The organism is Peribacillus sp. Aquil_B1 (assembly GCF_022603275.1).
In the GTDB taxonomy this organism is placed as follows: domain Bacteria; phylum Bacillota; class Bacilli; order Bacillales; family DSM-1321; genus Peribacillus.
This window is the reverse complement of record NZ_JAKXEE010000003.1, coordinates 82,239-108,363: the sequence shown is the minus strand read 5'-3', so window position 1 is coordinate 108,363 and position 26,125 is coordinate 82,239. Positions and strand designations below refer to the sequence as shown.

Sequence of the window (26,125 nt, the reverse complement as noted above, 5' to 3'; positions counted from 1 at the left end):
AGGCACTACTCCTTTAAAACCGCTTTGTTATAGATTTCGGGATTCATTAATGAATCTACAGCTTGTGTAATGTATGGGTATATCGATTCTGTTCCTACTCCGAATAAAACGGAAATGATGACAAGGAGTACGGCAGGAACCAGCATTTTATTAACCTTTCCATTAGTTAAGGCATAATCAGCTTTTGGAGTTCCCCAAAAGCCATTCATGAATATTTTCATCACGGAATAGAGGACCATCAAGCTTGAAATTAAGACAACGGCCATTCCCAAGTAGGCCCCTTTTTCTGCTGCTCCTTGAAGAATCAGGAGCTTGCCGGCAAAACCGCTGAACGGCGGAATTCCCGCCAATGATATGGCCGCTATGAAGAAGGTCCATGCAACGGCAGGGTATTGCTTGATCAAGCCGCCCATGTTCCGCAAATCATCCGATCCGCTGATTTTGACCATGATGCCTACAAGCAGGAAGAGTGCAGCCTTGATCAGCATGTCATGAATGATATATAGAATGGAGCCTGATAAGGCCTGTTCATTCATGACGGAGATGCCGAATAGGATAACCCCGACGGCGATGATGATATTGTAAATGATGATTTTTTTTACATCCCAATAAGCTATCGCGCCAATGACACCGATGATGATGGTCAAGATTGCCAGTATCGCAAGGAATGTATGGGTGAAATCCTGGTCATGATAAAACATCAGTGTATAGGTCCTGAAAATGGAATAGATCCCGACCTTTGTCAGCAATGCCCCGAATAGGGCCATCACTGGAATGGGCGGAGCATAATAGGAACCAGGCAGCCATTGGAAAAGCGGGAAAATCGCTCCCTTCAAACCGAATACGATCAGAAAGCCAATCGCTATCACCGAGATGATTCCAGGCTGGTTGACTTCCGTTATCCTCTGACTGATGTCCGCCATGTTCAATGTTCCTACGACTGAATAAAGATAAGCCACCATGATGACGAAAAAGGAAGAGGAAAGCACATTGACGATGATATACTTCAATGATTCCCTCAGCTGGATTTTCGTACCTCCCAGTACCAGCAGCACATAGGAAGCCATCAGCATGACTTCGAAGAATACGAATAGATTGAAAAGATCCCCCGTAAGGAAGGCGCCGTTTACCCCGATCAGCAAAAATTGAAATACAGGATAGTAATAATGCCTTTCACGATCTTCCCCTATGGAGTAAAACGAATAAATCAGTATGGCAAATCCAATGATATTCGTGGTCAGTACGAGCAGCGAAGAAAGCATATCCGCGACGATCACGATCCCGAATGGCGCATCCCAGCTGCCGACGCCTAAAGTCAAGATCCCTTGAGACTGGACCGTAAACACTAGATAAAGGGAAATTACAATTCCGATAAAAGAGGAAAAAAGCGATATCCCTCTTTGCAGCTTGATTTTTTTTGCAAAGAATATGAGAAGGATGCCTGTGAAAAGCGGCCATAAAACAGGCATGAAAGTAAGATTATTCATTCGTTTCCGTACCTCTCATTTCTTCCATGTCATCCGTACCGAGTTCCTGGTAGGTCCGATAAGCAAGTACCAGCAGAAATGATGTGACTCCGAAACTGATGACGATTGCCGTCAAGATAAGCGCTTGCGGAAGCGGATCGACATAGGATGCAGCTTCATCACTTAGCAATGGAACGGAACCGCCTTTCAAACCGCCCATCGTCAAAATCAAAAGGTGGGCGCCGTGACTGAGCAGCCCGGTACCGATTATGATTCTTAAAATGCTTTTGGAAAGCATTAAATAGGTCGCACACATAAATAGTATTCCAATGACAATGGCCATTAAAAGTTCCATTATTCACTCTCCCCTATCGTTTGAATAATGGTCATCGTTACACCAACAACCACAAGATAAACACCCAGATCAAAAAGGACCGCGGTATGAAGCGAGATATGCCCAAGAAGCGGTAAATCAACATATTGATAAACATGTGTCATGAGGGGCACCCCGAACACCAGCCCACCGGCCACGGTCAGGCTTGATATGAACAGCCCTGAACCGATCATTAACTTATAGTCAATCGGCAAAATGCCGGTGACGGTTTTAATGTCGAAAGCGAGCAACAGCAGGACTATGGCGGCTGAAGTCATTAAACCGCCGACAAACCCGCCACCCGGCGAATAATGCCCGCCTAAAAAGATGGCTACCGCAAACAGCAAGATAACAAAGGCGGCGACTTTCGTAACCGTTTGGAGAATCAGGTCATTTTGCTTCATGATTTATCTTTCCCCCCTGTCAAACGCAATTTGATCATCGCGAATATTCCGAGCGCAGCGATGGAAAGGACAGTGATTTCAAACATCGTATCAAGTCCGCGGAAGTCAACGAGAATGACATTTACGACGTTTTTCCCTCCCGCTTCCTTATAAGCATTTTCAAGATAGTAACTGGATATGGAATCAAATAGTTTGTTGCTATGTGCCGATAAGGCAATCAATGTCACGATGACCCCTACACCAATGGATATCAGGGCATTATTCAACTTGAATGTCATCCGTTCTTCCTTTCTGCTTGCCATTAACGGAAGGTGGAAGAAACAGAGCAAAAACAGCGATACCGAAATCGTTTCGATGACTAGTTGAGTCAAGGCTAAATCAGGTGCCCGCAGCAAAACGAAAAATAAGGAAATCGTATAACCGACGGCTCCCAAGATGATTATAGAAGTTAAACGGGATCTTGCAAACAGAATGGCGACGGAGCCAATCACAATAATTCCGGATAATACCAATTCATATATGCCGATCGGGGCAAAATTCCCTGCATCCAATTTAAATGCATTCTTCCAATAGAGCGTAAAGCCCAAGGAAAGAATGAAGAAAAGGAAGATTGAAAGCAGATACGTCCGAATCGAACCTGTCATTAATACTTTCATGACGAAGGAAGCTGAACGTTCGAGCCCTCTTACCCCGTTATCATACAAAGCATTCAGGGAAATGCGTTCAGGAATCCACTGAGTGACTTTCTGCCACTTCGGAAGTGTTTTATATAATAGAATTCCAAAAGCTATGATGCCGATGGTCATCCATACTTCAGGTTCGAATCCATGCCAGAAGGCGATATGGACTTGGAAATCCGGTCCCGCCAAGCTTGGCTGTATGCCCGCTACCGCAGGTTTAATGATGGATGAAGACAGCAAGTTTGGAAAAATACCGAAAACGATGACCAACGAAGCAAGGATGATCGGGGATATCAGCATCCCGACCGGTGCCTCGTGGGGCTTCTTTTCCAAAAGTTGTAACTGAAGTTTGCCTGTAAAGGGTTTGAGCACGACAATCATGCTATAAATAAAAGTGAATACACTGGCTACCCATGCAACTACAGGGAACAGGCCCCCCCATGTCTCCATATTGAAGATATTCAATTCCAATACATCCACCATGCTGGCCAGGAACATTTCCTTGCTCAAAAAACCATTGAAGGGCGGAAGTCCAGCCATTGAAAAAGCACCTATCACAGCGACGGTGAAAGTGATCGGCATCAACTGCATCAATCCGCCAAGCTTTCTGATATCACGCGTACCGGTTTCATGATCAATGATGCCTGCAACCATGAATAGGCTCCCTTTAAAGGTCGCATGATTAATCAAGTGGAATACTGCTGCAACCGTGGCTGCCAAGTATATATTTTCCCCCAACGTTTCATAGTGGAGTGCCGCAGCACCAAGTCCCAAAAGCGACATGATCAATCCGAGCTGACTGATGGTGGAAAAAGCGAGAATCCCCTTCAAATCAGTCTGCTTGATTGCAGAGAAAGAACCCCAGAACAGGGTGATCAATCCGGCGATCGAAACGAGCCAGAACCATAATCCTGATTCTGCAAAAACAGGGCTTAATCTGGCAACCAAATAAATACCAGCCTTGACCATTGTGGCGGAATGAAGGTAAGCACTGACCGGAGTAGGGGCTTCCATCGCGTCGGGAAGCCAGATATGGAACGGGAACTGTGCGGATTTAGTGAACGCGCCAAGCAGCACAAGCAAAAGTGCAGGAACGAAGAGCGAGTGGTCCATAAGTTCTCCGCTTTGGGCAATCAATTCACGTATGCTGAATGTGTTTCCCATAATGGAAAGGAGAATGATGCCTCCAAGCATGCTTAAGCCTCCAAGCACAGTGATCAGCAGCGATTTCTGAGCCCCATAACGTGAACGCTCCCTCTCATTCCAATATCCTATCAATAGAAAAGATGATAAACTCGTGAATTCCCAAAACGAATAAAGGACTATTAGATTATCGGAAAGGACGACACCAAGCATTGCCCCCATGAAAAGCAAAAGGAAGACGTAAAATTGGTTCAGCTTTTCTTTCTCCTTCGATAAATAGAAAATGGAATAAAGAACGACGAGTGAACCGATACCTGTAATGAGCAAGGCAAACAAAAGCCCTAGTCCATCCACATAGAAATCAACATCAATTCCGAGAGAAGGAATCCATGTGGCGCTTTCCATGATGATATCCCCTTGTTTGGTCAAGGAAATGAACCTTGAAAAATAGGTGAAAAGGAGAATCGGTAAAATCAAAACAAACCATCCTGTATGTATTTGTCGAAATAGTTTGTACAATATCGGTACAATAATTGCTAATAGAAACGGTGATAATACCGCCCAATGAAGTAAAGACATAAACTCCCCCCTTTTTTAAAACGAAGTCAGTCGTCTTATTATGCTTTTGTCGCGCAATTCTAGACGTTAGGAATCTTCGTTGAATATGTATTTTTTTATCGAATGCTTGCCTCGCTTAAAAGTATAACGCAATTTATGTGGGTTTGCATGGCTTTAAAAACGGTGAAGGTCAACTTGAATGATGTTTTATATATAGGTAGAAAAGGAGGGGGAACCGCCCTGAAAAATTTATTAAAAAAAGTTTTCAACGGTGAATGAGTAGAGTATCCATTGTGAAATCATGGATTATCTTGCATAATATAGGATAAAAGACACATGGATGGAGAAATCATGAAAAACACCTATTTATTTAGCTATTTACCAATCATTTCGATCCTATTATTCAGTCTCTCCTTTGCCATTTATGGCGAAATGCAAATGCTCAAGTTATTTGGGAATTTGGGAATCTACCAAGGGATGCGGGAGTTCTTTTCTGAAGCCGGCATCAAGCTGGCGTTGCTGATCGTATTGCTCCTTTTATTCTTCATGGTTTTTGCTGCATTGAAGCTGATCTCCGATACGATATTGGAGCTTTCTTTATTATTCTTTTCCAGGGATTCGGAGGGGAAAGCCCTGAACAGTGCAAGAAAGGGGTCTGTCATTTATGTGATTGGCGGTGCCTTTTCATTGTTCAGCGTTCAATTCATCTTCGGGCTTGGAGCGATCTTTATCGCGACGAATGTCGTGGCTTTAATTTATTTTGTCAATAAGTTGAGCCCGAGCCTGAATTTGTCGAGGCTAGTGGGATTGGTTTTCTTTCCAATCTTCGTTTGGACGGCACTGATTTCAATAGTCGCTTATGCAGGATTGAAGCTTTATAACAGCATCATCGCAAGCATTCCCATATAGCAAAAAAGAAGGTGGCATCATCGGGCCTTACAGACTGTAGACGATAATGGAGTTGCCTACAGTTTTTTTGAGGAAATGTAAAATTAACTGAACTTGATTTCCACACCAGGCACTCGCTTTCCGCGGGCGGTCCGGGAGCCTCCTCGGCGCAAGCACCTGCGGGGTCTCCCTTTGACGCGCTTTTCCCGCAGGAGTCTCGTACCTTCCGTTCCAATCCAATCAACTTTGTTTTAACATTTAGATGGAACTTCTTTTGTCTACACAACAGGAAGGTGCCATCAGACTGTAGAGTCGATAATAATGGAGTTGCCTACAGTTTTTTTGAGGAAATGTAAAATTAACTGAACTTGATTTCCACACCAGGCACTCGCTTTCCGCGGGCGGTCCGGGAGCCTCCTCGGCGCAAGCACCTGCGGGTCTCCCTTTGACGCGCTTTCCCCGCAGGAGTCTCGTACCTTCCGTTCCAATCCAATCAACTTTGTTTTAACATTTAGATGGAACTTCTTTTGTCTACACAACAGGAAGGTGCCATCAGACTGTAGAGTCGATAATAATGGAGTTGCCTACAGTTTTTTGAGGAAATGTAAAATTAATTGAACGTTGAGTTCCACTCCAGGCACTTGCTTTCCGCTGCCTTTCTGCCAAGCCTCATCAAAGCAAGCATATATTGGGGTCTTGGCTTGCAGGCTATTCGGCAGGAATGTCGCAATTTTCTACAATCCAGTGAGTTTTCATCCCATGTAAAACAAATCATGGAGTAGGAGCATGTTCATAGCAATAATTCCATGATCATATCGCATCAGGGATTGAGACCGTTCCAAACCTCATTTTATCGACAAAAAAGAAGGTGCCATCTCGGCACCTTCTTTTTTCACTCGGCAGTCTGGCTGATATCTTTCCAAATCAATACATGGGGCGTATGTGAATAAATGGATTGTAGATTGGATGGCTTGTCCCTTCCAATCCAAACCCCGGTTGTATAGTTTGCTGTCAGGCCGACAAACCACATGTCTTTTACATCATTGGTCGTACCGGTTTTACCGCCGACATATTCTGTAGGAAAGTAGGCTTTGCGGGCTGTCCCGGAAATGATCGTTTCATGGAGCAGCTGCCGCATCTTGGCTACAGTGCTTTTGCTCCATATTTCCTTGGAGCGGTCTTTCCATTTATAAAGGACTTTACCGTCCTGATCGGTGACTTTAATAATGGCGCGCGCTGGCTGATAGTTTCCGTCATTGAAGGAAGTATAGGCATTTGTCAGTTCAAGGGGACTCATGCCATATTCGAATCCGCCTATGGCCGAACTCGTATGGTGGTCTTTTTTGCTCACCTTTTTAAAGTCGAATTCATCGAGGTACTTGAAACTCGTTTCCACTCCCGTCTTTTCAAAAATTCTTATGGCGGGTGTATTATAGGACTGAGCGAAGGCAGTTCTTAGTGTGACCATCCCGTAGCTGTCGCCGCTATAATTCTTTGGACAATAACTATTGCTGCAATAGCTTGCTCCGCTAACTAGCTGATTGATGTCAGAATCCGTTTCCTCCAAATAGGGAGCATAATCGAGAAGCGGCTTAATGGCTGATCCAGGCTGCCTATAGCTTTGGTATGCACGGTTGAAAGAATTTTTTTTATAATCTTTTCCCCCAATCAAAGAGACAAGCTCGTGCGTATGATGCTGTATAACCACTAAAGCTCCCTCGATATCATTGACACCGATTTTCGATTGTACGGCAGTCTTTGACTGTGATTGCAGCTTGGTATCGAGTGCGGTATGGATGGTTACACCGGAATTCAAAAGCTTTTTGACCTTTTTATCCAGCTCAGCTTCCGCTTTCTTACGGATGGCGACTTCAGGGCTTTGCAGAGATTTGTCAAGACCCTCGGAGGATGCCACCAGGTTTTTCAACTCCTGATGAACATATGTCACATAATCGGGATATAAGTCGACCGGGGTGGACAAGTCTAATTTAATCGTACTTTTAATGAGCTTCTCGTACTCGGCCTGTTCTAAATCACCTTCGGCCACCATTTGTTTCAGTAATCTCTCCTGCCGCTTTTTAGTCGCATCGAAATGTTTAAGAGGGTTATAGAGTTCCGGATTATTAGGGATTGCGGCCAGGAAGGCAAGTTCCGCCTTGGATAACTCTCCAGTGGGTTTACTGAAATAATATTGGGAAGCAGCTTCGATTCCATAAGCTCCATTACTGAAATATATGGCATTCAAATACAGCTCCATGATTTCCGGTTTTGATTTTTTTCGCTCTATCTGATAGGCGTAGATGAGTTCACTGAGTTTTCGGTTATACGTCCTATCATGTGAAAGATAAACATTCCTGGCCAGTTGCTGGGTAATGGTACTGCCGCCTTGTTCGATTGTTTTATTTTGTGAATTGATAAGAAGCGCCCTGCTTATGCCGGATAGGTCAACGCCTGCATGATCATAAAATTTCTGATCCTCTGTAACGATGAATAGATTTTCCAGGAAGAGGGGGATGTCTTCAAGTTTTAGGTAAGTCCTTTTCTCACCAGTGGAAATTTCACTGATGACCTTTCCATTTGCGGCCTTCATGTAACTATTCTGAGCCAGTTCTATCGATTCAATGGGAATTCGCTCGTCGAGTACATGATAGGGAGATTGTGCTAAGGACCACTCCTGATAGGAAAGAAAAATGAAAAGGATCAATACGGGAATCAAAAGGAAAATCGTGGTATAACCAAGATACGTGCGCATAGTTCAACTTCCTAACTAATATATTTTTAGTATGTCCTTGGATTGAAGGAATGAAAAAATGGTACTTTTGGTTTATTCATCCATCATAATCCAAATAATGTAGACAATAAAGAGTTTTGGGTAAATTAGGTATGACGGCTATAGCGTATCCGGATGGTGTATTACGGAAAACTTTCTAAATCTTCTGTTATAATAGTCTCGTGAGAAAAAAACATCTTTTGTTTATATGTTGATGTCAGGAATATGAAGGGGGTCATAAAAATGGAGGAACAACAGCAATATGTATTCATTGATTTTGAATTTACGATGCCGGAAGGAAAAGCCAATCCAGTAGGTTTTTATCCGGAAATCATTGAGGTTGGCTTAGTCACCGTCATTAATGAGACCATTCAGGAACAATTCTCATCTTTTGTTAACCCATTGAAATTTCCAGTCTTAACGGGAAGATGCAAAAAGTTCTTGAACATTACCCAGGATCAGGTGGACCGGGGGATTTCATTTGAAGAGCTTGTTAATTTATTGAAGAAAGTGGATGAGCAGCACCCGACGACGACGATTGTTACTTGGGGTAATATGGATATGAAGGTACTTCGCCAGAACTGTCAGAAAGCAGGATTGGATTTCCCTTTTTCAGGGAAACAAAGTGATCTTTGCCTGGAGTATAAACGCTTTTTCGGGGATCAAAATCAAACCGGGCTTTGGAAAGCTGTACAGGCCTATGGCAAAGAAGGGACAGGCAAGCATCACCGGGCGCTGGATGATGCGATTACGACATATAATATCTTTAAGTTAGTGGAAAAAGATAAAAGTTATATGAAAAATCATGAACCTACGACAATTGGCGATCGCATTGATTTATCAAAAGTATTGAATCATTTAGCGTTATAAAAGCCAAATCATATACTATTGATTTGGCTTTTATCATGCTTTATTTAAAATAATCCGCCTCTAGATCTTCAAGCAACTGTAAGCTTTTATCATTCCACTCTGTTTGGGCTTCGCTTAAAGTGCCTTTCATTTTCTCAACAGCTTCTCTTAAGGATTCCTTATACTCAGGGATCTCCTCATTAAAGTTCCTGACCATATTCTTTGGCACATTGGTTTGCTCCCGGAAAGCTAGAGCACGCCGCTGATGGAACATGGACACTTCCGTTTGCTTCGGGTTATGAAGATCTCCCTGCATGGGATGCTTCAAGACAGCCAACACTTTAACAAGATATGCAGCAGGTCTGATATCGGTGACTTCCCCGATGTATTTTCCAGTTTTATATATGGCGGTGACCTTATCGCCGATTTTAAAATCCTGTTCTGACATTTCCCTACCACCTTTCTTTCTTTTAACTTCCTTCATGATACATAAGAACGACGATTTTTCACAGCGAATTTGTTCAATTTCGTAAAGATGCTTTTTTTATGAAAATCGTGTAAAGTGTACAAATGAAGATGAAAAATGGTGTTTCATGCCATTTAATTTTAAAAGAAAGAGGTTATGTAGTATGACAAACTTTCCACAATTAACAAGTGAAGTTTTGGAAAATGAAAAAGCGGTCATCATGCAAACGACGATGGGCGATATTAAAATTAAACTATTCCCTGAACTGGCTCCAAAGACAGTGGAGAATTTCTTGACACATGCTGAAAACGGTTATTACGAAGGAATCATCTTTCACCGTGTCATCAAGGATTTCATGCTTCAAGGCGGAGATCCGACAGGCACTGGAATGGGTGGAGAAAGTATTTGGGGAACTCCATTTGAGGACGAGTTCTCCATGCAATTATTCAATTTGCGCGGAGCTCTTTCCATGGCAAATGCAGGCCCGGGAACAAACGGCAGCCAATTCTTCGTCGTACAAGCCCAGCATGTGGACAGCAGGATGGGTGAGCAAATGAAGCAAGCCGGTTATCCGGAAGAAATCATCAGTGCTTATATGGAGCAAGGCGGCACACCTTGGCTGGATCACAAACACTCTGTCTTCGGACAAGTGGTCGAAGGCATGGACGTTGTTGATACGATTGCTAACGTAGAGACAGTTGCGGGAGACAAGCCTGCAGTGGACGTAGTCATTAAAGGGATCACCATTTTATAAATAAAAGAGAAGTGAGGGGCTCAATGCCTCTCTTTTTTTTCGGGGTTTAGGGAGTAAGCTCCACTAGTGGATTCTTTTGGTAATTGATATAATGGGATAATGCAGTTAATTCCCTATCAGGAAGGATGTATCGGATGGACTTTCTCAATCATGCTTTACTAGGTTTGTTTCTTTACTTTCCGGAAGACAAGACTGAATATATCTCAGCTGGTATAACTTGCTTCATTTTTTTAGTAGCAGCCGTTTTTACGATGAGGGCAATTATAAGATATTCAAAGAAGGAAGAAATGAAAACGAAGCAATTCGAAGATGAGGTCACCAGAAGGAACCAGCGAATAAAGGATGATACAATTTCTTGATCCCGGAAGATGCCTTTTGATATTGATTATCTTAATATGAATGGTATTATGTTTTGTTAGAAGGTGTAAAGAATTAAATGTTCCCTTATCAGCATAAGCATTTTATACTATAAGCATAGAGATAGAAATTTTGGGGGCGTAGTTGGTTATGCAAATCATGGCGAAAAGAATGATTGCGGCAGATACGGTTAAGGATTTTTTCATTCAGCACTGGGAGACGACCCAAGTCGTTTTTTCAAGAGGCTTGTTTCATTATGCGGAACTTGAGGGTTTTGGGGTGATGGACGAGAATGAAAAAATCACGGGGTTGGGAACATACAAATTATCCGACCATGTATGTCAGATCATCTCTTTGAATAGTGAGCATGAGAATCAAGGTGTTGGCTCATCGTTGCTTTATGTGATGGAGAATAACGCTAAGGAAAAAAATTGCCATACGATTAAAGCGATTACAACGAACGATAATTTACAGGCATTGAAGTTTTTTCAAAAGCGTGGTTATGTCATTTCGGAAATCGTTAAAAATGCCGTGGAAGAATCCCGGAAAATTAAGCCTGAAATACCATTTTACAGTTTTGATGGAATTCCGATCAGAGACGAGATAATACTGGAGAAATACTTATAATAAGGTGTAATTCACCTGGATTTTGATAGGGGGAATAGGGATGTTCAAGAAAATGGCGGCAGATGCCCTTGGTCTTAGTGATATTGGAAGTGTGATTAGTCCTGCTGATTATGACAAGGTGGATGCAGATGACTATATCATGCATGAAGATGGGGAAAAAATTTATTTCCTGATTAAATCAAAAACGGATGAGTACTGTTTCACGAATCAAGCGTTCATACATTTGGACGGTACAAGTGCGATAAGCAAAAAGCGTACACTAACGAGATATAGCTACAGCCAGTATACGATTTCCAACGCCACGCTTGAAACCGCAGGGACCGTGGATTTGGATGCTGAAATAAAATTTTCAATCGGTGCAAAGACTTTCTCCATTGATGTCCATAAGAAATTCATTGAAGAATTAAAGGACTTGTTCAAATCACTCGTGAAAATTTCGGAAATTTGCCATGAGAATGAGTTTGCCCTTCAATATGCCCATCAAAGCGTAAATCTTGCTTCTTCCACTTTGAACCAAGTTCGCACTGATGGAAGCCAAATGGCTGCAAGCTTCAAGGAAATTAATTCCGCCGCTTTCGAATGGCTGATGGACAGCCGGAAAAAGTACCATGTGAAAGATTTTGGCTTTGTTTTTGAAAAATATATCAATAATTAAAAAAGAAGGCGAACACAGAATGATGTGTCCGCCTTCTTTTTTAATTGTTCAAATCACTCAAGCCAGGGCTATGTTCGTTGGGCATATCCGGCATATCGGGCACCGGGAATCCTTTTGGCGGCTCGGTAACAGCAAGGTTTCCGCCATTTCGGCTCGGTGTTTCCCCTTGGAAAATCTCGCCGATTCGAGTTTGATCCATCCTGAAATTGAATTGGGCATTATGGTAGCCTAAATCCACATATTTGCGGCATTCAGGATATTTGTTCAAATCATAATTAGGTACAGGGAAGATTTTCCCCCAGTCGACCCCAAGTGTTTCCAATGCCTTGGCAAATGCATTTTGATGGGCATTGTCCCGAACCATTAAAAATGCCAGTGTTTCGCGCATTGATTTATTGGAACTCATTTCATAAATCCTGGACTTTTGCAGGACTCCCGTAGATTCAAGCATGACATTGTTCAAAAGGTTGGCCACAAGATTACCGTGATCATAAACCCATGATCCGTTCCATGGATTGCCGCCGGCATCGACGGGGAGGGATGCTTTTGCACCGATGATGAAATGGTGAGGGTTTGCGCCGCCTTTGATGACTTCATCCAATGGGGCGCCATCGGTAGCGACATCTCCAGGCATATCCCCGCCAGCATCATTCAGCAGCTGGTTGATAGTTGATTGGACAAGTTCAATGTGGCTAAGTTCCTCCAAGAAAACTCCACGGATTAAATCACGATATTGTTTAGCCTTGCCGCGGAAATTGGCGCTCTGGAAAGAATACTGCATCATCGTCCGCATTTCACCGAATTGCCCTCCAAGCGTTTCTTGAAGCACTTTTGCCGCATTCGGATCAGGCTTATCAGGAACGATCATATTGATTAAGTCTTCTTTATAGAAATACAAATGGAAGCCCTCCTTGAAATTAATATTTCTAAATTAGCTTCTGTTATCTGAATTAAATTATTCCTAAGGTAAAAAGTACCTTTATGGAATGATGGGAAGAGAGAAATACTAGAAGGAAGAACGATTTTGAAAGGATGTTGCACATGCTATCCAATCAGCAGCTAAAAGAATTTCAACAGCAATTGCAGCAAACGAAGCAAGAGTTGGAAGAGCGATTAAATGATTCAGGCAACTACGATTTAAGAAGAAGCCTGGAGGATTCGACTGGTGAGTTATCGAGTTACGATAATCATCCCGGAGATGAAGGAACCGAGTTATATGAACGGGAAAAGGATTTGGCCCTTTCCGAGCATGATCGGGATGAGATAAGGGATATTGAACGGGCGCTTTCAGCCATCGAGGCAGGTGAGTATGGAAAGTGCCAGGTATGTTCACAGGAAATACCTCTTGAACGTTTGAAAGCAATCCCTACAACGACTTATTGTGTCGAGCATACCCCATCACAGGAAACTTCGGACAATCGGCCGGTCGAAGAGGAAGTATTGGGACCGCCATTTGGAAGGTTTGATTTTGACGACCGGCACGAATCGGTTGCGTATGATGCGGAGGATTCTTGGCAGGATGTTGCCAGTTATGGAACATCTGAATCGCCTTCAGATTTTGTAAATCCGCCAAACGATTACGAAGATATGTATGTCGAGTCCGAGGAAAATGTCGGCTATGTCGAAAATTATGAAAATTTCGTTGGTGTGGATATATACGGTAAAGAGATAACGGTTTATCCGAACTCGCAATATGAAGAATTGAAGGAAGAACTATTTGAAGAAAACATCCAAACATCATTTGGGGATCTGCCCCGATATGAGCATGATCCTTATGTGGATGAAGAAAAAGAATAAAAAAGAAGAACCAGGATTCTTAGCCTGGTTCTTCTTTTATTTAAGAAAAAGCCAATTTCAAACGGTTTAGCCCATCCATCAGGACGGTGCGTGAACAACCGAGATTCATTCGGACGAAACCTTCTCCGCCAGGTCCGTATTTAGATCCAGGCTCCAATGCGAGCTTCCCTTGATGAATCAGCCGATCCTTGATTTCTTTGTCGGTCAATCCAAGGTCACGGCAGTCAATCCATAACAGGTAAGAGGCTTCCGGATGCATGACATGGAGTGAAGGTATTTCGGCTGCAATGAATTCCTCTGCCACTTTTATATTCTCCTCAATGTAGCCAATCATGTCTTCAAGCCATTCCAAGCCCTCACGATACGCGGCTTCCATTGCTGTTAAGGCAAAGATGTTGAGACCATGGAAGGCCAGTTTCGTTTGCGCCTTTTGCAATTGCTTCTGTAATTTTTCATTACTTGTGATCAGGAATGAAGCCTGAAGGCCGGCAATATTGAATGTTTTGCTTGGCGCCATCAATGTAACGGTCATGTCCGCCAATTTTTCTGAAAGCGAGCCGATCGGATAATGCCTTGATGTTGTATGGAATAAATCAGCATGTATCTCATCACTGACGATGACTACATCATATTTTTCACATAGCTCCCCGATCCGTAAGAGTTCGTCCTTTGTCCAAACGCGTCCGCCGGGGTTATGCGGACTGCAAAAAAGGAATAGTTTCACTCCGCTTTTCAGCTTGTCCTCAAAATCAGTGAAATCAATCTCAAAGCGGTCCTTATCCATGATAAGGGGACTATTGACCACTTCCCGGTCATTATTTTTGATCATATCAAAAAATGGTGTATAAACGGGAGATTGTAACAATATTTTATCGCCCGGATTCGTGAATGCTTGAATCGTTGTACCGATTGCGGAAACGACGCCGGAGCTGAATGAAATCCACTCTTTATCGATTTGCCAGGAGTGCCGGTCCCTAAGCCAGCTCTGAATTTCAGTGAAGACCGTTTCAGAAGGGACGGTATAGCCGAAAATCGGATGATTCAAGCGTTCCATCAATGCCTTTTGTATGGCCTCAGGAGATGGGAAGTCCATATCGGCAACCCACATTGGCAGGACATCCTCGCGCCCATATAAGGATGTCAGGAAGTTTTTATCCCATTTTGCAGACCCTGAATTTTCCCTGTTGATTTGTTCTTCAAATATTGACTTGTTCAAAATATCCACCACCGAATAAAAATTTGTCGTCTTCGCGAAAAGCCTGTTGTTATGATACTATGATATCATGTTCTTTGAAAATATTGAGCAGGTGATGATTTTATGGATACACAGCAAATGAATTTAGCGTTGGTTGCCGTTATGCAAGAATGGGACCCTTTCAAGATAGGATGGGATCTATATGAGCCTGAAATTGCCGATACGGTCGTAGCAATCCGGGATATAGATGATCCAAAGGAACTGGCGGAAAAGATAAAATCCATTTATGAGTTCTCGTTCGATGAATCCGTTCAGATCGATAAGTGCATGGAAGTTGCTCAAAAGCTACTCATCATCAAGAATGATGCGAGCTGTTCGATCTAAAGGTGACAAAGGGTGTACCCAAAACAGGGGCACCTTTTTTGCGTTTTTTTATACTTATAGTTTGTGCATCTGACTCGTGAAATGGGCCATTACTCGTAAGTTCTGGTGATTTACTCGTAAGTTTGTGCGATTTACTCGTGAGATGGGCCATTACTCGTAAGTTTTGGTGATTTACTCGTGAGTTTGTGCGATTTACTCGTGAGTTTGTGCGATTTACTCGTGATTTTGGACGATTTACTCGTGAGTTTTGGTGATTTACTCGTGAGTTTACGTTGGGGTGGCCACTCCTATAAACCCCTTAATTAATTGATACACTTCTTCCGGTTTCTCCTCTGGAAGAAGGTGCCCGGTATCCTCAATGACAACAAGTTCGGAATTAGGCAGATCTTCATGGAGCCTTTCGCCAATACTTAAAGGTACCACTCGATCATGCCTTCCCCAAATAAGCAGGCATGGTGTATGAATATCACTAAGGTCCTCCTTCAACAAATCGATTTCCTTATCTCGAAGCATCCTCCCCAATGCCCGGAAAATATCATGCTTCTTAATGAATGGCCCTAGATATCCCTGCCGCATTTCATCGTCAATCATCGCCGGGTCATGGACGACATTTTTCAAGTTTTTTTCGATACCCGATTTTTGCAGATACCGTTTTATCCCGTATGAAAAGAAAGGCAGGTAACTGACCAGCTTCATTTTTTCCGAATATCCGGGCTGATAGCCTGAACCGGCAAGTAGAATGGCATGGTCGACAAGATCAGGGTATGATTTGATGAGCTGCAGGGAAATCTGTCCGCCCATTGAATGGCCGATGATACTGAATTTCCTGATGCTTTTTCCCTCTAAGAATAGAACGACGGATTTAGCGATATTCCGGAATGAATATGTATATCGATAATCTTTTCCGCTTTGCCCGAATGGCGGGAGGTCTATGGAAATCACATTGTATTCCTTGGTTAAATAGGGGACTAATTTACGGAAACTGAAGCTCGATGACAAAAATCCATGAAGCAGGACAAGGTTGGGGAGGGAATCATCGATTCGGTCATATTCAAAATAGATTTCGATGTCACCCACCCGTTCGACACCTTTGATTGTATGATTTTCCATAAAAGTTCCTCCTCCGTTATTGGTCCCTGAATATTCCAAAATAGGTCCTTTAATACTGTTGCATAACAGTAATTGTAATAATAACGATGAAAAAACACAATTACTATAACAGGTCACCAACCAATTTTGATATAATAGTGTAAGTTTATCCTGACAGCATAGGACTTATTAAATTATATTGTCATATAGGATTTTTAAAAGAGTCTAATAAGGTAATTCGTGAGACTATCTGCCAGCCGAACCATCACATCTAAATTAGTGAATTCCAAAAGGGGGGTTTTCCAATGCACTTGAATGAAGAGGAATTGGAAGTCTTGAGAATCATTGAAAATAACAGCCGGATTGATCTGAAGGATTTGGCTAAAATGACCGATCAATCAGAAGCGGACATTGAAATAACATTGAAGAAATTAGAAGATATGCGGGTCATTGTACGTTACTTAACCGTCATTAACTGGGCAAAAGTGGATGAATACCATGGTGTCACAGCGATGATCGATGTAAAAGTCACTCCAAAACGCGGTGTCGGTTTCGATGAGGTCGCAAAAAGGATTTACAAATTCAAAGAAGTCCAGTCCGTTTATTTAATGTCAGGGGCTTATGATCTTTCGGTCATTGTCGAAGGGCGTTCGATGAATGAAGTGGCAAGCTTCGTTTCGGAAAAACTTTCGACACTGGATTCCGTCATTTCTACGACGACTCATTTCATCATGAAAAAATACAAGCATGATGGCACCATTTTTGATCAAACTGAAGAAGATAAGCGGATAGTGGTGTCACCATGATTAAAACGAGTTATGTTTCAAAAACGATTGCAGAGCTTAAACCATCAGGCATCCGCCGCTTTTTCGACTTGGCAGCCAATTTGGAAGGGGTCGTATCTCTTGGTGTGGGTGAACCGGATTTCGTTACATCTTGGGCAGTAAGGGAAGCGGCGATCAATTCCTTGGAGGAAGGATATACCTCATATACGGCAAATGCCGGATTATTTGAATTAAGGTCGGAAATCAGCCGGTATATGGAGAAGCAGTTCCATGTTTCGTATAGACCGGACGATCAAATCATTGTCACGGTCGGAGCAAGCCAGGCCCTTGATATTGCCCTGAGGACCATCTTGAATCCAGGTGAAGAAGTCATTGTCGTCGAACCTTGTTTCGTTGCCTATGCACCGCTTGTGACCATGGCAGGGGGAATACCGGTCACGGTCCAAACATCCAAGGAAGAAGACTTTAAGTTGACTCCCCAACAACTCGAAGCGGCGATCACGCCTAAAACGAAGGCCGTTTTAATTTGTTCACCGAATAATCCGACGGGAACCCAGCTTGGGCAGGAAGAATTAGTGATGCTTGCTGACATCGTTAAAAAGCATGACTTGCTGGTGATTTCCGATGAAATCTATGCTGAACTTGCTTATGATGAGGAATTCACTTCTTTTGCTGCCATTGACGGCATGATTGAGCGGACAATTGTCATCAATGGGTTTTCGAAAGGGTTTGCGATGACTGGATGGCGTCTTGGGTTCGTTTGTGCGCCTAAGGAAATTTCGGAAGCGATGCTTAAGCTTCACCAATATGCGATGATGTGCGCGCCGACCGTTGCGCAGCATGCTGCATTGGAAGCACTAAAGAACGGTATGCAGGATGTGGAAGAAATGCGTCGCAGTTATCGGAGAAGACGAAATTATATCGTGAAATCATTTAACGATATGGGGCTGGATTGCCATAATCCCGGCGGGGCTTTTTATGCTTTTCCATCAATCGAAAGAACGGGGATGACTTCGATGGAATTTGCTGAAAAGCTTCTGACGGAAGAACTTGTTGCCGTTGTACCGGGAGATGTGTTCGGGGAAAGCGGTGAGGGGCATATCCGCTGTTCTTATGCATCCTCCATGGAACAGCTTCAGGAGGCACTCAGAAGAATGGAACGTTTCATGAAGAATCATTGCCAATAAAAGCAAAAAAATGGGGATCCGGTCTTTACAGCCGGATCCCTTTCCATAGGGGGAATTAGAAAAAAGAGTTAATCTAATGGATTAACATAGAAAGTGTTAATCATAGTATATCCAGTACCCAGAAAAAAAATACACATACTACGACCCATTTTTTGCATTAAGCTTGTGTATTATATAAAGTATGCATAACTTTCAGAATTTGTTCTTCGCTAAAGTCCTTGGCTGTTCTTAGAATGAGCTCCGCTTTTTTGGTTCCGATTTCTTCAATCAATTTTTTTATGTCCTCGTCGATACCAGCGGCGTTACCGGTCTGGGCATCCTTCAGGAATTCTGAAGCCGGAATGTCAAGAACCGTGGAAAGCCGTAAAATGGTTTGTGTATCAGGAACCGATTCACCCGATTCATACTTTTCGATTTTCTTCGTGCCGATTCGTAATTTCAAAGCCAGTTCCTGTTGAGTTAGGTTGTGATCTTCTCGGTATTGACGGATATTCTTCGCGATATTTGACATGGTCTGACACTCCTTTTTCAGGAAATATATTTTTATTATGTCATTATTTTACCATATTATTACTTAATGGAAGGAACGGAATATGTAGGTTTTGTGAAAAAAATGCCGCATCGAGAAATATCGAAACGGCAAGTTGCATGCTAAATGAGATTAGTTGACTTAAGGAATACGAGTATGATCATGATCGGCACGATGTAGCGAATCAGGAAGTACCAAAGTTTAAAAAGTGATCGGCCGGGATCAGCGCCGGTTTCGAACTCCTTTTGTACCTCGATCCTTTTCATTTGATAGCCGATGAAAAGGGATATGAACAAGGCGCCGACTGGCAGCGCAATATTGCTTGTCAGATAATCAGCGAAATCGAATATGGATAAATTGAATATCTTCACATCCGAAAGCACCCCGAATGATAATGCGCTTGGAATCCCAATTAAGAAAACGGTGATACCAGCTATCCAAGAAGCCTTCTTACGCTTTGCAGCCTCCCCCTTGATCATGGCGGCAACGACGATTTCTAGAATGGAGAATGCCGTCGTAAGGGTGGCAAATAATAATAATATGAAGAAAATGAACATGAAGATCCCGCCAAGCGCCATTTCATTGAAAACGGCTGGCAACACGACAAATACCAGTCCAGGCCCGCTTGAAGGGCTGAAGCCTAGTGCGAAAACGGCCGGGAAGATGACCAAACCTGCCAGCAATGAAATGAAGATATTCAGTCCAACTACCGAAAAGGCCGATTTTGTAATATCTTCTTTTTTGCTTAAATAGGATGCGTAGGTTACCATCACGGAAACACCAACACTTAGTGCAAAGAAGGATTGGCCCAGTGCCAATAGGATCGTTTCCCCTGTTAATGCGGAAAAGTCCGGCTTCAAGAAGAATTTAACACCCTCCATCGCTCCATCCAGTGTCAAGGAACGGATGAGAAGAATGATGAAAAGGATGAACAAGGAAGGCATCATATATTTATTCGCCTTTTCAATTCCTTTGGAAACGCCGCCTTGTACGACCCAAATGGTAAAGACCATGAATAATAACTGAGCGATAACCGTTTCATAAGGATTACTGATTATCTTATTGAAGAAGTTTCCATATTCTTCTTGAGTCAAGTTTGAGAGGGAACCTGTAAAGCTTCTGGCTAAATAAGAGATGATCCAGCCTCCGACAACACTGAAGAAGGAAAGCAGAATGATGGAAGCGACGACACCGCCATATCCGATCAATGCCCAAGGCTTCCCCGGGGCGATATGTTTATATGCGCTAATGGCATCTTTCTGTGCATTGCGGCCAATCGTGAATTCCGCTATTAATATCGGTGCACCGATAAGCAGGGTGAATAAAATGAAGAGCAGGAAAAAGACCCCTCCTCCATTTAGCCCGGTCATATATGGGAGCTTCCAAATGGCACCCAATCCAATTGCGGATCCAGCGGCTGCCAGGATGAACCCAAGTTTTGAAGTCCATTGATCTTGTTTTGACATGATGGAAAAACTCCTTTAGATGTAAAAAATATCTAGCTGCATATTGTATTTTTAAAACATTTTCTCATCTTACTATGATTATGTGGAATTGAATAGTGTTTTAATATTACAATCTTTAGAAAAATGAGTAAATATATTAAGGGAAATAGAGGTTATTTGCAAATTATTAGGATAAGTTATAAATAAAGATCTTATAATATTTATTATTTCCAAAAAACAAACATTTTTAATGAGTAAAATCCTAAAAAGTATGGTATACTTAACTTTGATTATTTTCCAATTATGTGATATAATTTTTTATTGCGTGAAAAGACGAAAAAATATATATAAAATAGGAGTGTTACCATGTCTGAAAAATTCGAAATTGGTGCGGTAGTTGCTGGTAAAGTTACTGGTATTCAACCATACGGTGCATTTGTTGCTCTAGATGAATCAACTCAAGGTTTAGTTCATATTTCTGAAATCACTCACGGCTTCGTTAAAGATATCAACGAACATTTAAAAGTGGGCGATGAAGTGAAAGTTAAAGTGCTTTCCATCGATTCAGCAGCTGGAAAAATCGGCTTATCGATCCGTGCTACAGAAGAAGCTCCTGAGCGTACTGAAGCTCCGAAAAAAGCTCCGAAAAAACGCCAAGCATCTGTTAAAGCGACATCTCACATCGAATCTACTGAAGGTTTCAACACATTGAAAGACAAACTTCAAGAGTGGATTGAACAATCTCAACGCGAAGACTTAATCAAAAAATAATTTTTTTTTAACCGGCAGATCCTTAGATCAGCCGGTTTTTTTGTACATTGTCCTGGCTGGTAGCGGGACATATGAATGAAATAAAGCCGGGTCATGTGTTTATCCATGGTCCGGCTTTATTTTATCGAATAGAAACATTGTCCATTGTCATGATCTCAACGAGTCGGTTTGGTTTCAGGCTCTCTGGAAATTTCAGGACTTGGTTTGAAGAGAAGACCAAGATTAATGAGACCGGCAATTCCAACCAATCCATAAACGATACGGGCCAATCCAGCATCTTGCCCTCCGAAAATCGAAGCCACCAAGTCAAATTGGAAAAAACCTATTAAACCCCAGTTGATTGCCCCGATTATTGTAAGAACAAGTGCAGTTCTTTGTATTCCACTCATTGTACAGCCTCCTTTTTTTGAAAAAATCAGTTCTTTACTTATCATGCTTTTTCATCATGTAAATATACATCTACTCAAAAGTTCCGGGCGGATATTTTGTATTTAAATGGAACATTGGTCATAATGAATAAAAGAAATACTAGCACTTGGCACTGTCGACAATTCAAAAACGGAGTCAATGCGGCATAAAGGAGAGATATCCATTGGAAAATTTCACTTATAAAAATCCTACTAAAGTAATTTTCGGGAAAGGTCAGCTTGAAAGCTTAAAAGCTGAAATTCCTGTGTATGGCGATAAAGTTTTACTTGTATACGGCGGGGGAAGCATAAAGAAAAATGGCTTATATGAAAAAGTGGTCAATGCCTTGAAAGAAATCGATGCAGAGGTGCACGAACTTTCTGGAGTTGAACCGAACCCACGTATCTCGACGGTCAGAAAAGGTGTTGACCTTTGTAAAGAACATGGTATCGACTTTGTGCTTGCAGTTGGAGGAGGAAGCGTCATAGACGCTACAAAGGCCATCGTTGCAGGTGCTAAATATGAGGGCGATCCATGGGATCTTGTCATCAAGAAGGCACCAGTCGAACAGGCCCTTCCATTCGGAACGGTGCTGACTTTAGCGGCAACCGGCTCTGAAGCGAATTCCGGATCTGTCATAACAAACTGGGAAACGAAAGAAAAATATGGATGGGGAAGTCCATTGGTATTTCCGCAATTCTCCATTTTGGATCCTGAAAATACGTTTTCGGTACCAAAAAATCAAACGGTATACGGAATGGTCGATATGATGTCACATGTATTCGAAACGTACTTCCATCCTGAAACGCATGCGCCGCTTCAAGACCGTTTTTGTGAATCGCTGTTATCTACGGTTATTGAAACCGCACCTAAGTTATTGGAAAACCTGGAAGATTACGAGCACCGGGCCACTATTCTATATGCTGGAAACCTAGCCTTGAATGGGTCGCTTGGGGTTGGTTATAGCGGTGATTGGGCAACGCATAACATTGAACATGCCGTTTCAGCTGTTTATGACATCCCGCATGCAGGAGGATTGGCCATCTTATTCCCTAATTGGATGAAGCATGTGCTCCATGAAAATGTCGCACGCTTTAAACAAGTTGCAGTCCGTGTTTTCCATGTGGATCCGGAAGGTAAATCGGATGAGGAAGCGGCCCTTGAAGGCATTGAAAGACTTAGGTCATTTTGGAGCAGCTTAGGGGCGCCAACCAATCTTTCCGACTATGGCATCGATGACTCACAATTGGAAGTCATGGCTGATAAAGCGATGAGCAGAGGGGAATTTGGACGTTTCAAAGTCCTGAACCGTGAAGATGTCCTTGCCATTTTACGGGCTTCATTATAAAAAAGTGATAGGATCCTTTCTCCCGCCTTATTAGGTGGGAGATTACTTTATAGGGATAATTCGTTTTTTACTTGATCGATTTCTTGATTATGAGAATTACATCAGATAAAGTGAAAGGGAAACTAAAGAATTCAAGGAGGAATTTGAATGGCCCATATTCGTTTCGATTATTCAAAAGCCCTGCCGTTTTTCGGGGAGCATGAGATTACCTATTTACAGGATGCTGTAAAAGTGGCACACCATTCCCTGCATGAGCAGACAGGGGCAGGCAATGAATATCTTGGCTGGCTTGATTTACCCGCCAATTATGATAAAGAAGAGTTCTCAAGGATCAAAGAAGCGGCAGCGAAAATAAAAGAAGATTCAGATGTTCTGCTGGTTATCGGTATCGGCGGATCATACCTGGGAGCACGAGCGGCAGTTGAGATGCTTCAACATAGTTTTTATAACATTTTACCGTCGGATAAAAGAAATGCACCGCAAATTTTATTTGTAGGTAATAATATAAGCTCTACATATATGCAGGACGTAATGGACCTATTGGAAAATAGGGATTTCTCGATCAATGTCATCTCAAAATCCGGTACGACCACGGAGCCCGCATTGGCCTTCAGGATTTTCCGGAAACTGCTGGAACAAAAATACGGTGTTGAAGAAGCTAAGAGCCGCATTTATGCGACCACTGATAAAGAAAAGGGCGCATTAAAAACGGTAGCGACGGAGGAAGGTTTCCAAACTTTCGTCATTCCTGATGATGTTGGCGGACGTTACTCGGTCTTAACGGCTGTAGGACTGCTTCCGATTGCGGTCAGCGGGGCGGATATCGATCAAATCATGGAGGGAGCCGAGCGTGCTAGGGTCGACTTCAGTTCTTCCGAGCTAGGTGAGAATCAGGCTTACCAATATGCGGCGGTTCGGAATATCCTTTACAATAAAGGGAAAACGATTGAAATGCTGATAAACTATGAGCCTGGACTTCAATACTTCTCTGAGTGGTGGAAACAATTATTTGGAGAAAGTGAAGGAAAGGATCAAAAAGGGATATTCCCATCATCGGCCAACTTTTCGACTGACCTGCATTCATTAGGGCAGTATGTTCAGGAAGGAAGGCGTGACCTTTTTGAAACAGTCATCAAAGTGGAAAAGGCCCGTCATGAAATCTCGATTGAAGAAGCGGCCAATGACTTGGATGGCCTGAATTACCTTGCAGGCGAATCGGTGCAATTCGTGAATAATAAAGCATTTGAGGGTACGCTGTTAGCCCATACGGACGGTGGCGTTCCAAACCTGATCGTAACGGTTCCGCAACTCGATGCTTATACTTTTGGCTACCTTGTATATTTCTTCGAGAAAGCTTGTGCGATGAGCGGATACTTACTGGGTGTTAATCCATTTGATCAGCCTGGAGTGGAAGCTTATAAGGTGAACATGTTTGCTCTTTTAGGCAAGCCGGGTTATGAAAAGAAAAAAGCTGAGCTTGAACAGCGCTTATAATAAAAAAGGCATCAAGCTGGAATTACATCCAGCATGATGCCTTTTTTTCTGTTTGAAAAGCTAAATTAGTGTCAGGAGAAGAGAATGAAACTTCACAAAAGAACTCCCATTCCTTTTGTCCAATTGAAGGAAAAATAGGCCGGGTTTTTTTATGGTACTTTGGTTAAGCTAATAGAAAATTAGCGAAAGAGGTTTTATACAATGATTAAAATTTCTTCTCAATTGGAAGGGAAAACATTCGGTTTGTTCGATCTGGAGACGAAGTTAAAACCGGAAGGATATGCGATTGGCGGAGGATGGGATTATGACCACGGTTCTTTTGATTATAAGATTGATGACAGTGATGGCTACCAATTCTTGAGAGTCCCTTTCAAGGCTGTTGATGGTTCACTCGATCAGGACGGGGTAATGGTTGAACTTTTACAACCGTTTTTGTTATCTCATAAGTACGAGGACGGGATTGATGATGAAGGGAATATCGGAAACCTCTCCGCTTCCTTCAATCAGTTCGCCGAGCCTGAAAATCCGGATGCCGAATTTCCGGAAAACTATATTTCATATGGAAAAACGCTTGTCCGTGATTTGGAAAAGCTATTATTACATTAATCATCAATGATGAGCAGAGTGTCATCACGATGTATGATTACATCTCCAGGGGGCTTGATTAAGGTCTTGCCTCCTGAAATGATGCCGACCAATAAAATGTCTTGATCGAATAGCATTATGTTCAACTGTTTAAACGTCAAGTCCACCCAGTCATCTTGGATGGGCAGCTGTTTGAGGTTCAATCCATCCTGATCTTTTTGTTCTTCTGCTTCCACGATGATCCCCTTTGATAAGCACTCTTGCATATATTCACTCGCAAATTTATTCGTTTCGACTATACCGTCCGCTCCGGCCCGTAAAGCATTTTCTTTTTGTTCATGCGTCAATATTTCCACAAGACAATACACATGAGGGTTCAGACCTTTTACAGCCAGTAACGTTAAGATTGAGAACATATCCGTTTGCAGCTCGTCTTGTTTAAGGTCTGCCGTGATCAGGACGCGCATGGCTTGTTTAATATTGGCTTTCTGTAAAACGGAATCCAATGTAGCTTTTCCCTGGATAAAGTGGATATTCGTTCTTGGAAGCGGGTGCTTTTGCAGTGTATCATCGATAAGGACAATGGGTTGATGGTGTTTACGATCATGAATGTTTTGGATGATTCTCTTGGAACGGCCATTCCAGCCCACGATGATAATATGTCCGCCGCCGCCGAATACTTTTTTTCCTGTTAGAAATTGCTGTTCATTGGATATGGAAATTTTAGCGATGTACGCAAAATAAGAGGTGATCAGGCCTGCGCCTGACAAAATGAGGACTATCCCAATGATTTTTCCAAGATTGGTCACCGGAGTGAAATCTCCATAACCCACTGTTGACATAGTCACGATTGCCCACCAGATGCCATCAAGTAAAGTAGGGAATCTCTTTGGCTCTACAATATGGATCAAGACCCCGAATGAAAATAAAAATAATGCGATGATAGAAAGCAATCTGATGAAACGCGGAAATCTGGGAACGGTACTGATGTATGAACCGATTCGAATCATTTTTTTCACACCCTTTGAGCTGTTCTTTATAGTATGGTCAAAAAAGGCTTGGCTCATAAGGGTGCGGACAGACAAACTTTGAATGATGAATATCGCCATATTGCCTGT

Annotated in this window: 27 protein-coding genes; 14 read left to right on the top strand and 13 right to left on the bottom strand. The window is 42.5% G+C overall.

What is annotated here, in order from left to right; all coding sequences use genetic code 11:
• Positions 1–5: 5 nt before the first annotated feature.
• The 4 genes from MPH60_RS18660 to MPH60_RS18645 are packed head-to-tail and all read right to left on the bottom strand — an operon-like array spanning position 6 to position 4,645.
• Positions 6–1,487: a Na+/H+ antiporter subunit D gene (locus MPH60_RS18660; RefSeq protein WP_241592779.1), complete on the bottom strand. Its 1,482-nt coding sequence runs from the start codon at positions 1,485–1,487 to the stop codon at positions 6–8.
• Positions 1,480–1,821: a Na(+)/H(+) antiporter subunit C gene (locus MPH60_RS18655; RefSeq protein WP_054398868.1), complete on the bottom strand. Its 342-nt coding sequence runs from the start codon at positions 1,819–1,821 to the stop codon at positions 1,480–1,482. The genes MPH60_RS18660 and MPH60_RS18655 overlap by 8 nt, the downstream gene beginning before the upstream one ends.
• Positions 1,821–2,243: a Na(+)/H(+) antiporter subunit B gene (locus MPH60_RS18650; protein WP_034310256.1), complete on the bottom strand. Its 423-nt coding sequence runs from the start codon at positions 2,241–2,243 to the stop codon at positions 1,821–1,823. The genes MPH60_RS18655 and MPH60_RS18650 overlap by 1 nt, the downstream gene beginning before the upstream one ends.
• Positions 2,240–4,645 carry a Na+/H+ antiporter subunit A gene (locus MPH60_RS18645; protein WP_241592781.1) on the bottom strand — a complete coding sequence of 802 codons (2,406 nt, stop codon included), beginning with the start codon at positions 4,643–4,645 and terminating at the stop codon, positions 2,240–2,242. Before MPH60_RS18645 ends, MPH60_RS18650 begins: the two co-directional genes overlap by 4 nt.
• 330 nt (positions 4,646–4,975) lie before the next feature.
• Here MPH60_RS18645 and MPH60_RS18640 point away from each other — a divergent pair, with 330 nt between their 5' ends.
• Positions 4,976–5,533, top strand: a complete 558-nt coding sequence (locus MPH60_RS18640) for a DUF5366 family protein (RefSeq protein WP_241592783.1) — start codon at positions 4,976–4,978, stop codon at positions 5,531–5,533.
• Positions 5,534–6,404: 871 nt separating this feature from the next.
• On the opposite strand, the gene MPH60_RS18635 is transcribed toward MPH60_RS18640, so the two are convergent.
• Entirely contained in the window at positions 6,405–8,264 is a 1,860-nt protein-coding gene (locus tag MPH60_RS18635) for a transglycosylase domain-containing protein (RefSeq protein ID WP_241592785.1), read from the bottom strand.
• Between the two features lie 261 nt (positions 8,265–8,525).
• Here MPH60_RS18635 and kapD point away from each other — a divergent pair, with 261 nt between their 5' ends.
• A complete protein-coding gene (gene kapD, locus MPH60_RS18630) occupies positions 8,526–9,152 on the top strand; it encodes a 3'-5' exonuclease KapD (RefSeq protein WP_241592787.1) in 627 nt (208 codons plus the stop codon).
• A gap of 40 nt (positions 9,153–9,192) precedes the next feature.
• On the opposite strand, the gene MPH60_RS18625 is transcribed toward kapD, so the two are convergent.
• The gene (locus MPH60_RS18625; RefSeq protein ID WP_137016358.1) at positions 9,193–9,579 is read right to left on the bottom strand and encodes a kinase-associated lipoprotein B; all 387 of its coding nucleotides are present in this window, start codon (positions 9,577–9,579) and stop codon (positions 9,193–9,195) included.
• 181 nt (positions 9,580–9,760) lie between these two features.
• On the opposite strand from MPH60_RS18625, the gene MPH60_RS18620 reads away from it, so the two are divergent.
• The 4 genes from MPH60_RS18620 to MPH60_RS18605 all read left to right on the top strand — a co-directional run bounded on the left by MPH60_RS18620 (position 9,761) and on the right by MPH60_RS18605 (position 11,990).
• Entirely contained in the window at positions 9,761–10,351 is a 591-nt protein-coding gene (locus tag MPH60_RS18620) for a peptidylprolyl isomerase (protein WP_098371439.1), read from the top strand.
• 134 nt (positions 10,352–10,485) lie between these two features.
• Positions 10,486–10,710: a hypothetical protein gene (locus tag MPH60_RS18615; RefSeq protein WP_137016354.1), complete on the top strand. Its 225-nt coding sequence runs from the start codon at positions 10,486–10,488 to the stop codon at positions 10,708–10,710.
• A 148-nt stretch (positions 10,711–10,858) separates the two neighbouring features.
• Entirely contained in the window at positions 10,859–11,335 is a 477-nt protein-coding gene (locus MPH60_RS18610; RefSeq protein WP_241592846.1) for a GNAT family N-acetyltransferase, read from the top strand.
• A gap of 40 nt (positions 11,336–11,375) precedes the next feature.
• The gene (locus MPH60_RS18605; protein ID WP_241592793.1) at positions 11,376–11,990 is read left to right on the top strand and encodes a PH domain-containing protein; all 615 of its coding nucleotides are present in this window, start codon (positions 11,376–11,378) and stop codon (positions 11,988–11,990) included.
• 40 nt (positions 11,991–12,030) lie between these two features.
• On the opposite strand, the gene MPH60_RS18600 is transcribed toward MPH60_RS18605, so the two are convergent.
• Entirely contained in the window at positions 12,031–12,888 is an 858-nt protein-coding gene (locus tag MPH60_RS18600) for a manganese catalase family protein (RefSeq protein ID WP_241592795.1), read from the bottom strand.
• Between the two features lie 143 nt (positions 12,889–13,031).
• Between MPH60_RS18600 and MPH60_RS18595 the strand changes: the two genes are divergently transcribed.
• Complete coding sequence (locus MPH60_RS18595; protein ID WP_241592797.1) at positions 13,032–13,787, top strand: TraR/DksA C4-type zinc finger protein; 756 nt, start codon at positions 13,032–13,034, stop codon at positions 13,785–13,787.
• A 40-nt stretch (positions 13,788–13,827) separates the two neighbouring features.
• On the opposite strand, the gene MPH60_RS18590 is transcribed toward MPH60_RS18595, so the two are convergent.
• A complete protein-coding gene (locus tag MPH60_RS18590; protein WP_336275674.1) occupies positions 13,828–15,012 on the bottom strand; it encodes a MalY/PatB family protein in 1,185 nt (394 codons plus the stop codon).
• Between the two features lie 93 nt (positions 15,013–15,105).
• On the opposite strand from MPH60_RS18590, the gene MPH60_RS18585 reads away from it, so the two are divergent.
• On the top strand, positions 15,106–15,366 hold the full coding sequence (locus MPH60_RS18585) for a DUF1871 family protein (protein ID WP_241592801.1): 261 nt from the start codon (positions 15,106–15,108) through the stop codon (positions 15,364–15,366).
• 267 nt (positions 15,367–15,633) lie between these two features.
• Here the strand turns inward: MPH60_RS18585 and MPH60_RS18580 are convergent, their stop codons facing one another.
• Positions 15,634–16,476 carry an alpha/beta fold hydrolase gene (locus MPH60_RS18580; RefSeq protein ID WP_241592803.1) on the bottom strand — a complete coding sequence of 281 codons (843 nt, stop codon included), beginning with the start codon at positions 16,474–16,476 and terminating at the stop codon, positions 15,634–15,636.
• A gap of 284 nt (positions 16,477–16,760) precedes the next feature.
• Between MPH60_RS18580 and MPH60_RS18575 the strand changes: the two genes are divergently transcribed.
• Together MPH60_RS18575 and MPH60_RS18570 are read left to right on the top strand one after the other, a co-directional pair.
• The gene (locus tag MPH60_RS18575; protein ID WP_241592804.1) at positions 16,761–17,261 is read left to right on the top strand and encodes an Lrp/AsnC family transcriptional regulator; all 501 of its coding nucleotides are present in this window, start codon (positions 16,761–16,763) and stop codon (positions 17,259–17,261) included.
• Entirely contained in the window at positions 17,258–18,427 is a 1,170-nt protein-coding gene (locus MPH60_RS18570) for an aminotransferase (RefSeq protein WP_241592806.1), read from the top strand. The genes MPH60_RS18575 and MPH60_RS18570 overlap by 4 nt, the downstream gene beginning before the upstream one ends.
• 157 nt (positions 18,428–18,584) lie before the next feature.
• On the opposite strand, the gene MPH60_RS18565 is transcribed toward MPH60_RS18570, so the two are convergent.
• Both MPH60_RS18565 and MPH60_RS18560 read right to left on the bottom strand, forming a co-directional pair.
• Complete coding sequence (locus MPH60_RS18565; protein ID WP_054398881.1) at positions 18,585–18,938, bottom strand: helix-turn-helix domain-containing protein; 354 nt, start codon at positions 18,936–18,938, stop codon at positions 18,585–18,587.
• Positions 18,939–19,078: 140 nt separating this feature from the next.
• Positions 19,079–20,422, bottom strand: a complete 1,344-nt coding sequence (locus MPH60_RS18560) for a sodium-dependent transporter (protein WP_241592808.1) — start codon at positions 20,420–20,422, stop codon at positions 19,079–19,081.
• 345 nt (positions 20,423–20,767) lie between these two features.
• Between MPH60_RS18560 and yugI the strand changes: the two genes are divergently transcribed.
• Positions 20,768–21,172 carry a S1 domain-containing post-transcriptional regulator GSP13 gene (gene yugI / locus MPH60_RS18555; protein ID WP_034310304.1) on the top strand — a complete coding sequence of 135 codons (405 nt, stop codon included), beginning with the start codon at positions 20,768–20,770 and terminating at the stop codon, positions 21,170–21,172.
• Between the two features lie 155 nt (positions 21,173–21,327).
• Here yugI and MPH60_RS18550 read toward each other — a convergent pair whose 3' ends face one another.
• On the bottom strand, positions 21,328–21,561 hold the full coding sequence (locus MPH60_RS18550) for a DUF378 domain-containing protein (RefSeq protein ID WP_063234087.1): 234 nt from the start codon (positions 21,559–21,561) through the stop codon (positions 21,328–21,330).
• Positions 21,562–21,764: 203 nt separating this feature from the next.
• Between MPH60_RS18550 and MPH60_RS18545 the strand changes: the two genes are divergently transcribed.
• The 3 genes from MPH60_RS18545 to MPH60_RS18535 all read left to right on the top strand — a co-directional run bounded on the left by MPH60_RS18545 (position 21,765) and on the right by MPH60_RS18535 (position 25,028).
• Complete coding sequence (locus tag MPH60_RS18545; RefSeq protein WP_241592811.1) at positions 21,765–22,928, top strand: iron-containing alcohol dehydrogenase; 1,164 nt, start codon at positions 21,765–21,767, stop codon at positions 22,926–22,928.
• 147 nt (positions 22,929–23,075) lie between these two features.
• Complete coding sequence (locus MPH60_RS18540; RefSeq protein ID WP_241592813.1) at positions 23,076–24,422, top strand: glucose-6-phosphate isomerase; 1,347 nt, start codon at positions 23,076–23,078, stop codon at positions 24,420–24,422.
• A gap of 201 nt (positions 24,423–24,623) precedes the next feature.
• Positions 24,624–25,028, top strand: coding sequence for a YugN-like family protein (locus tag MPH60_RS18535; RefSeq protein WP_137016332.1), 405 nt, complete (start codon positions 24,624–24,626; stop codon positions 25,026–25,028).
• Here the strand turns inward: MPH60_RS18535 and MPH60_RS18530 are convergent.
• Positions 25,025–26,017, bottom strand: coding sequence for a potassium channel family protein (locus tag MPH60_RS18530; RefSeq protein WP_241592814.1), 993 nt, complete (start codon positions 26,015–26,017; stop codon positions 25,025–25,027). The genes MPH60_RS18535 and MPH60_RS18530 overlap by 4 nt on opposite strands.
• Positions 26,018–26,125: the final 108 nt, after the last annotated feature.

Coding starts and splice junctions, on each gene's coding strand:
- MPH60_RS18620 (WP_098371439.1), top strand. CDS start 9,761: ATGACAAACTTTCCACAATTAACAAGTGAAGTTTTGGAAAATGAAAAA.
- MPH60_RS18530 (WP_241592814.1), bottom strand. CDS start 26,017: ATGATTCGAATCGGTTCATACATCAGTACCGTTCCCAGATTTCCGCGT.
- MPH60_RS18650 (WP_034310256.1), bottom strand. CDS start 2,243: ATGAAGCAAAATGACCTGATTCTCCAAACGGTTACGAAAGTCGCCGCC.
- MPH60_RS18640 (WP_241592783.1), top strand. CDS start 4,976: ATGAAAAACACCTATTTATTTAGCTATTTACCAATCATTTCGATCCTA.
- MPH60_RS18540 (WP_241592813.1), top strand. CDS start 23,076: ATGGCCCATATTCGTTTCGATTATTCAAAAGCCCTGCCGTTTTTCGGG.
- kapD (WP_241592787.1), top strand. CDS start 8,526: ATGGAGGAACAACAGCAATATGTATTCATTGATTTTGAATTTACGATG.
- MPH60_RS18655 (WP_054398868.1), bottom strand. CDS start 1,821: ATGGAACTTTTAATGGCCATTGTCATTGGAATACTATTTATGTGTGCG.
- yugI (WP_034310304.1), top strand. CDS start 20,768: ATGTCTGAAAAATTCGAAATTGGTGCGGTAGTTGCTGGTAAAGTTACT.
- MPH60_RS18580 (WP_241592803.1), bottom strand. CDS start 16,476: ATGGAAAATCATACAATCAAAGGTGTCGAACGGGTGGGTGACATCGAA.
- MPH60_RS18535 (WP_137016332.1), top strand. CDS start 24,624: ATGATTAAAATTTCTTCTCAATTGGAAGGGAAAACATTCGGTTTGTTC.
- MPH60_RS18660 (WP_241592779.1), bottom strand. CDS start 1,487: ATGAATAATCTTACTTTCATGCCTGTTTTATGGCCGCTTTTCACAGGC.
- MPH60_RS18625 (WP_137016358.1), bottom strand. CDS start 9,579: ATGTCAGAACAGGATTTTAAAATCGGCGATAAGGTCACCGCCATATAT.
- MPH60_RS18560 (WP_241592808.1), bottom strand. CDS start 20,422: ATGTCAAAACAAGATCAATGGACTTCAAAACTTGGGTTCATCCTGGCA.
- MPH60_RS18575 (WP_241592804.1), top strand. CDS start 16,761: ATGCACTTGAATGAAGAGGAATTGGAAGTCTTGAGAATCATTGAAAAT.
- MPH60_RS18615 (WP_137016354.1), top strand. CDS start 10,486: ATGGACTTTCTCAATCATGCTTTACTAGGTTTGTTTCTTTACTTTCCG.
- MPH60_RS18645 (WP_241592781.1), bottom strand. CDS start 4,645: ATGTCTTTACTTCATTGGGCGGTATTATCACCGTTTCTATTAGCAATT.
- MPH60_RS18565 (WP_054398881.1), bottom strand. CDS start 18,938: ATGTCAAATATCGCGAAGAATATCCGTCAATACCGAGAAGATCACAAC.
- MPH60_RS18635 (WP_241592785.1), bottom strand. CDS start 8,264: ATGCGCACGTATCTTGGTTATACCACGATTTTCCTTTTGATTCCCGTA.
- MPH60_RS18605 (WP_241592793.1), top strand. CDS start 11,376: ATGTTCAAGAAAATGGCGGCAGATGCCCTTGGTCTTAGTGATATTGGA.
- MPH60_RS18570 (WP_241592806.1), top strand. CDS start 17,258: ATGATTAAAACGAGTTATGTTTCAAAAACGATTGCAGAGCTTAAACCA.
- MPH60_RS18585 (WP_241592801.1), top strand. CDS start 15,106: ATGGATACACAGCAAATGAATTTAGCGTTGGTTGCCGTTATGCAAGAA.
- MPH60_RS18550 (WP_063234087.1), bottom strand. CDS start 21,561: ATGAGTGGAATACAAAGAACTGCACTTGTTCTTACAATAATCGGGGCA.
- MPH60_RS18610 (WP_241592846.1), top strand. CDS start 10,859: ATGCAAATCATGGCGAAAAGAATGATTGCGGCAGATACGGTTAAGGAT.
- MPH60_RS18595 (WP_241592797.1), top strand. CDS start 13,032: ATGCTATCCAATCAGCAGCTAAAAGAATTTCAACAGCAATTGCAGCAA.